Origin of the sequence: Methylocaldum sp. (genome assembly GCF_039794385.1) — a bacterium.
Classification (GTDB): Bacteria; Pseudomonadota; Gammaproteobacteria; order Methylococcales; family Methylococcaceae; genus Methylocaldum.
In genome coordinates, this window is sequence record NZ_JBDIVO010000257.1 from 1 (window position 1) to 6,810 (window position 6,810).

General features: G+C 59.8%; 5 protein-coding genes. 3 read left to right on the forward strand and 2 right to left on the reverse strand.

All coding sequences use genetic code 11. The annotated features are described in order from the left end of the window. Together ABJK70_RS17955 and ABJK70_RS17960 are read left to right on the forward strand one after the other, a co-directional pair. Positions 1-1,637, forward strand: a 1,637-nt coding sequence (locus tag ABJK70_RS17955; protein ID WP_347258662.1) for a GTPase domain-containing protein, incomplete at its 5' end; no start/stop codon positions are given. A gap of 3 nt (positions 1,638-1,640) precedes the next feature. Further along, positions 1,641-3,320 (forward strand): GTPase, encoded by a 1,680-nt coding sequence (locus ABJK70_RS17960; RefSeq protein WP_347258663.1) that lies wholly within the window; start codon positions 1,641-1,643, stop codon positions 3,318-3,320. Between the two features lie 175 nt (positions 3,321-3,495). On the opposite strand, the gene ABJK70_RS17965 is transcribed toward ABJK70_RS17960, so the two are convergent. Then, a complete protein-coding gene (locus tag ABJK70_RS17965) occupies positions 3,496-3,666 on the reverse strand; it encodes a rubredoxin (RefSeq protein WP_077729473.1) in 171 nt (56 codons plus the stop codon). Positions 3,667-3,768: 102 nt separating this feature from the next. Continuing rightward, a complete protein-coding gene (gene trxB / locus ABJK70_RS17970) occupies positions 3,769-4,728 on the reverse strand; it encodes a thioredoxin-disulfide reductase (RefSeq protein WP_347258664.1) in 960 nt (319 codons plus the stop codon). An 84-nt stretch (positions 4,729-4,812) separates the two neighbouring features. Between trxB and ABJK70_RS17975 the strand changes: the two genes are divergently transcribed. After that, the coding region (locus tag ABJK70_RS17975; RefSeq protein ID WP_347258665.1) for a DNA translocase FtsK 4TM domain-containing protein at positions 4,813-6,810 on the forward strand (1,998 nt) is incomplete at its 3' end.

Sequence of the window (6,810 nt, forward strand, 5' to 3'; positions counted from 1 at the left end):
TAAGCTTCGGCGAGGCGGTACTGGAAAAGGGAGAATTGAATCGGTCGAGGAAGGATCATCCGCTACAGATTGCCGTTTTAGGCCCCACGCAAGCGGGAAAAAGCTCGGTCATCAACTGGCTGCTCGAGAAGAAGCTTGCGGAAGTCAGTCCGCTAGCCGGTTTTACCGTTCATCCGCAGGGGTTTTGCATCAATCTCCCGCCCGACCGCGTGGAATGGATCGACGGCTATTTCCGGCAATACCAGCGCTGCCCTCGGGATGTGCTTCCGTCCGACCGCTACGACTGCTTCGCGCTACTGGAGACCGCAGCCGATGCGCGTCATGCCTTGAGCGGGTCCGTACTCTGGGATACGCCGGATTTCGATTCCGTCGATGCCGAAGAGTACCGGCAAGCCGTCCTGCGCGTGGCGGCCTTGGCCGACGTGGTCTTGCTAATATTGAGCAAGGACAAGTACGCCGACTTGTCGGTCTGGGAACTGATCGATCTATTGGAGCCGTTGTCTCAGCCGACCGTGATCTGCTTGAATAAAATCGAGAAAACGTCCTACCAGACTTTGGTCGGATCGCTCCAAGAGAAGTGGCGAAACGCCCGGCGGGACCCGCCTCCGCCCATCATTACCGTCCCTTATCTGGAAAACATTCAGGTCGACGACTTTGCCCTGCTGCACAGCGAGCGCACACAACTTCTCGGCGCCGTAGATCGGGCAATCGGGGAAGTCCGTCGCGAGCGGCACGCGAAGAATGCGAAGCATTTTGTCCAGGTTCATTGGCGCGACTGGCTGGCGCCGGTCAAGGCCGAGCACAGCCTCAAGACCGAATGGCACAGCTTGGTCGATGAGGCCGTCCGCGACAGCCTGAATCTTTACAAGCGGGATTATCTCAACCATCCCCACCATTACGAGACATTCCAGCGAGCGCTGGCAGAACTCCTGACGCTGCTGGAAATTCCAGGCCTCGCGGGCACGCTGCTCACGGCACGCAAGATCGTGACCTGGCCGGTGCGGCAGATCGTAAAACTCGGCCAGGCCGTCGGCGGCCGTCGCCAGCAGAGCATCAGCGGCGAGGCTGCGATCCTGCACCAAGCCGCCGAACACCTGTTCATACGCATCAGCGAAACCATTCTTCTGAAACGCGACGACGATCCGTCCCGGCAAGCCTGGTGGAAAGAGATGGCAGGACTGCTCAGAACCACGAGACCGGTCCTGACGAACCGCTACGAATTGGCTGTCGACCAATATATTCGGGCGTTTCAACCGGAGATCGAGAAAACCGCGCACAGTCTGTACGATCGCCTGCGGGAACATCCCGCAGTCTTGAATGGCCTCAGGGCCACCCGCGTCACCACCGACGCTGCAGCACTGGCCGTGGCCCTGCATACCGGCGGCATCGGCGTGCAGGATTTCATCATCGCACCGGCCATGCTCTCGCTGACGACCATGCTCGCCGAGAGCGCGCTGGGGCGTTACATGAGCAAAGCGGCGGCCGACCTCAAGCAGAAGCAGTTCAAAGCCGTGGAAGCATTATTCGACAGAACCGTTCATGCCTATTTGAACGGTCTACCGGGGCAGATGGACACCTCCCGTCAGTTCAACATTTCCCCCGAGGCCATCGAGTCGGCCGAAGCGCAACTGGTTTAAGCCATGCAAATACCCTTCGAACAACTGCTGACGACTGCAAAGGGCTGGGCGGAAAAAGCCCAAGCCGAAGGATGGCTCACGTCAGGGGACATCCACGCCCTAAACGAAGTGGACATCGGAACGCCGGCGGCCCTGTTCGAAGCCGGCGCACACCGCCCCTTGGTTGCGGCTTTTTTCGGCGGGACCGGCGTCGGCAAGAGCACCCTGCTGAACCGGCTTGCCGGCCAGGGTATCGCCCGAACCGGCGTCGAGCGCCCGACATCGAGGGAGGTGTCCCTTTATCTCCATGACTCGGTGAAAATCCAACACCTCCCGAAGAACTTTCCCATCGACCGGGTGCGCACGGCCTATCACCACGACGACCGGCGCCGGCAGATCCTCTGGATCGACATGCCCGACATCGACAGCATCGAACAGAGCAACCGGGAACTCGTGCTGGACTGGCTGCCTCACATCGATGTTTTGATTTACGTGGTCAGCCCCGAGCGCTATCGCGACGATAAAGGCTGGCGCCTGCTGCAGGCCCACGGCGGCGAGCACGCCTGGCTGTTCGTCATGAACCAGTGGGACCACGGCCACCCCGCTCAGATCGAAGATTTCGCTAAACTGCTGACCAAGGCCGGTTTCAGGAATCCCATCTTGCTCCGAACCGACAGCCGCGAAATCGAAGGAGAGCGAAAACCCGACGATTTCGAGACTTTGCAGGCCATCCTCCAGGACATGGCCGACCGCCATGTCATCCATCAGTTGGAGATGCGGGCGGAAACCTTGCGCCTCGATGCGCTTCGGGACGCTTTGCACGATTGTCTCGAAAAACTCGGCAACCGCGACGGTTACGCCGGCCTGGAACCGAATTGGTCCGGGATCTGGCAGGAAATGCACGATGATTTGATGAAGGGCTTGGAATGGCCGATCCAAGAGGTCTCCCGCGCGTTCGTCACCCATGAAACCAGCTTGCTCCGCCGGCGCATCGATTTGACCAAATCTCCCGACGAGAAACCCCGATCCGAAAAAGCGCCGCCCGAATCGATCTTGTGGGATGACTGGGCGGAAAGTCGGTATCGGGACGCGCTGGATCATTTGATCGTCGAAGCCGGCGAACGGGGACTTGCCGTGGTCCCGCTCAAGACGCGGCTGGACCAGTTGGCGGGCGGAGTGGGCCGCACCGTTCTCTCGGAGGGGCAGCGGTCGCTGCGGCTGGCATTGGCCAATCCGGGAAACGCGCTGCAACGTTTCTTCCTGAAACTTTCCGGCTTCCTGACGGTTTTCCTACCGTTGATCGCGATCGGATGGGTTTCCTACCAAGTCGTCAAAGGCTATTACGAAAGCGCGCTTTACCACCTGGGCTATCTGGGAACCGATTTCGCGATACACAGCGTATTGCTCATCGCCCTGTCCTGGCTGCTGCCCTATTTTCTTTATCGAAAGCTGAAGCCCTCGGCCGAACGCACCGCGATCAAGGGACTGCGAGACGGCATCGGGCTGGCTTTGGATCTGAGCGGCGACCGGGTGGCGGAGTTACTCCGCGAGATGGAGCAAGAGCGACAGGCCTTGATGGAAGAAGGCCGCCGGATCGCCAGCCTTTCGTCGCCAGCCCAAGTTCCCGAAGCCGTTCAGGGGTCGAAACTGCTGGAACGGGTTCTTCCGGCATCCGTCCGAAAGCGCCAGAAGACCGTCGGCTAGAACGTTGTTCATCAAGGTTTAGCAGTGTGGATCGGGAAGGTTGTAGGTCGGCAATCCGTTGCCGACGACCCGTCATGTTTCCCGCCTCGTCATGTCGGGAAAGGATTCCCGACCTACTACAGCTAACTCGTAGGTCGACAGTCCTTTGCCGACGAAGTGCCCGAGCTCGCCCGGCTTACTCCATGGCATCGAAGTAACTTTTGTCCACCCCGCATTCGGGACATACCCAATCGTCCGGAATGTCTTCCCAACGCGTGCCGGGGGCGATGCCGGAATCGGGATCGCCCAGTTCCTCGTCGTAAACATAACCGCAAGCGGAACAAATGAACTTTCGATATTGGGACATGGATAACGGCTCCATTAATTGATCTTCTTATTCGAGCAATCCTGCGGGCAGCCGACGTGTCCGGCCGCTCGCATTTTTTTCAAGAGTTAAGCGAGACGGCGATCAGCCGCCTCCGATACCGTCCAGGTATTTCTCGGCATCCAGCGCCGCCATGCATCCCGAACCGGCAGACGTGACCGCCTGGCGGTAAACGGGATCGGCTACATCGCCGGCGGCGAATACGCCCGGCACGCTGGTCGCCGTCGCATTGCCTTCGAGCCCGCTCTTAACGATGATGTAACCGTCGCGCATCTCCAATTGCCCGGCGAATATTTCGGTATTGGGCGTATGGCCGATTGCGATGAAGACGCCATCCAGCGTCAAATCCTTGGACGAGCCGTCCTGTGCGCTCTTGATGCGCAATCCGGTGACCCCCGAGTCGTCGCCCAGCACTTCGTCCACCACATGATTCCACTCGATGGTCACGTTGCCGGATCGCGCACGTTCCAGCAGTTTTTCCGAAAGAATCTTTTCCGATCTAAACTTATCGCGCCGATGCACGACGGTGACATGGGATGCGATGTTGGCGAGATAAAGGGCCTCTTCCACCGCCGTATTTCCGCCGCCGATGACCGCCACGGGCTTGTTCCGATAGAAAAATCCGTCGCAGGTCGCACACGCCGATACGCCTCTGCCCTTGAACGCTTCCTCTGACGGCAGGCCCAGATAGCGGGCGGATGCCCCGGTGGCGATGATCAGGGCATCGCAAGTATATACGCCGGAATCGCCGGTCAGCCGGAACGGCCTGGACGACAGATCGGCCGTATGAATGTGATCGAAGATGATTTCGGTCTCGAAGCGTTCGGCATGACGGCGCATGCGCTCCATGAGGTCGGGCCCTAGAAGTCCCTCGGGGTCGCCGGGCCAGTTGTCCACCTCGGTGGTCGTGGTCAATTGTCCGCCCATTTGGATGCCGGTGACGAGGACCGGGTTCAGATTGGCGCGCGCCGCATATATGGCGGCGCTGTATCCAGCCGGACCGGATCCCAAGATCAACAACCGGCAATGTCTTTGTTCGGTCATGTGCTCCTCGGTTGGGTTATCGCAACAACAAAATACCAAGTATGACGATAAGTTTTTGGGGCGTAAACCCCGGCTCTTGATTAAATGACGCCGATTTTGAACAATACCCCGGTCATTTATTTATTTGATTTGGTGAGAATTTTGTCGCAGTTTTACAAAAAGCTCACGATCGGTCAGGATCTGGGCTCGGTACTGGTCAGAGGGCTGCGCGAAGCAGCCTTTTTGATTTACCTGGCTATTTCGTTGTTTTTCCTGATCTCCCTGATGACTTTCGACTCGAGTGATCCGGGCTGGTCGCATACCGGCACGGGCCATCCCATCGCCAACGGCGGTGGCGCGGTCGGGGCCTGGCTCGCGGATTTCTCCCTTTCCCTGTTCGGAATACCGGCTTTCCTGTTTCCTTTTTTGCTGTCCGGTTACGGCTACGCTATCTACAAAGGCCCCGCCTCGAAAGAACCCTCCGGCGCCGCGAACTACCTGTTTCGCTGGTTCGGTTTCGGGACCGCGATGGCGGCAGGCTCCGCTTTAGCCGATATTCACGTACTGCGTCTGCCGTTTCCTCTTCCCGAGACCAGCGGCGGCATCCTGGGCCAGGAAGCGGCCGGACTATTGACCGGCGCGTTCGGCACGACCGGCGCCACCATATTGCTCATCTCGTTTTTTCTGGCGGGCGTCTCGCTTTATACCAGCCTTTCCTGGCTGGGCTTGCTGGACGCGGTGGGGAAAGGCGGCTTGATGGTCGCCAACGGCTTTTTCGCCGCGTTCCGAGCGCTTGCCGGAACATCCCGACCGGAACGGCAGCGCGAAGAAAGCGAGCCTCGGATCGACGCACCGAGAGATAAGGTCAAGCCCAAGCGAATCGAGCCCACGGTCAAACGCAAACCTCAGCCCCCGGAAGTCAAAGACGCCAAAGAGCCCAAGGAACCCAAGGAACCGTTCCGGTTCCGAAAAGCCGCGAAGCCGGCCAGCACGCCTTTGCCGAACGAGGGCGAACTGCCTCCGCTCGATTTACTCAACAGTGTCGCTCCGAAGATCAGGGGCTACTCCGACGCGGCCCTGGAGGAAATGTCCCAGCTGGTGGAGACGATCCTCGCGGATTTCGGCGTGGAGGTCCAGGTCACCGAGGTCCATCCCGGCCCCGTCATCACGCGATTCGAAATCCAGCCGGCGGCCGGCGTCAAGGTGAGCCGGATCAGCGGACTGGCGAAAGACCTGGCGCGGGCCTTGTCCGTCACCAGCGTCCGGGTGGTGGAGATCATTCCCGGCAAATCCGTGATCGGCCTCGAAATCCCCAACGAGGAGCGCGAAACCGTACTGCTCCATTCGGTGCTTTCGTCCGAACCTTACCAGCACTCCGGCTCGCCCCTGACCCTGGTTCTCGGAAAGGACATCAGCGGCCAGCCGGTGGTGGCGAATCTGGCCCGCATGCCTCACCTTCTGGTGGCTGGCACCACCGGCTCCGGCAAATCGGTCGCCGTCAACGTCATGATCCTCAGCATGCTGTTCAAGGCACGGCCGGACGAGATCCGCCTGATCATGATCGATCCCAAGATGCTGGAACTCTCGGTGTACGAGGGCATTCCCCATCTATTGACGCCGGTGGTGACCGACATGAAGGAAGCCGCCAACGCCCTGCGCTGGTGCGTGGCGGAAATGGAGCGGCGATACAAGCTGATGTCCATGCTCGGCGTCCGCAATCTCGCGGGGTTCAATCAAAAGGTCACCGAGGCCATCGAATCCGGTCAACCGATTCGCGATCCCATGTGGTCCGCCGATCAAGCCTTGGAGGGCGAAGAGCCCCCTACCCTAACGCCCCTGCCCTATGTCGTCATCGTCATCGACGAACTGGCGGACATGATGATGATCGTGGGCAAGAAGGTCGAGGAACTGATCGCCCGCCTGGCGCAGAAGGCGCGCGCCGCCGGACTGCATCTGATTCTGGCCACCCAGCGGCCTTCCGTGGACGTCCTCACCGGTCTGATCAAGGCCAACATCCCGACCCGCATCGCCTTCCAGGTGTCGTCGCGCATCGATTCGCGCACCATCATCGACCAGGGCGGCGCCGAGGCCTTGCTGGGCAAC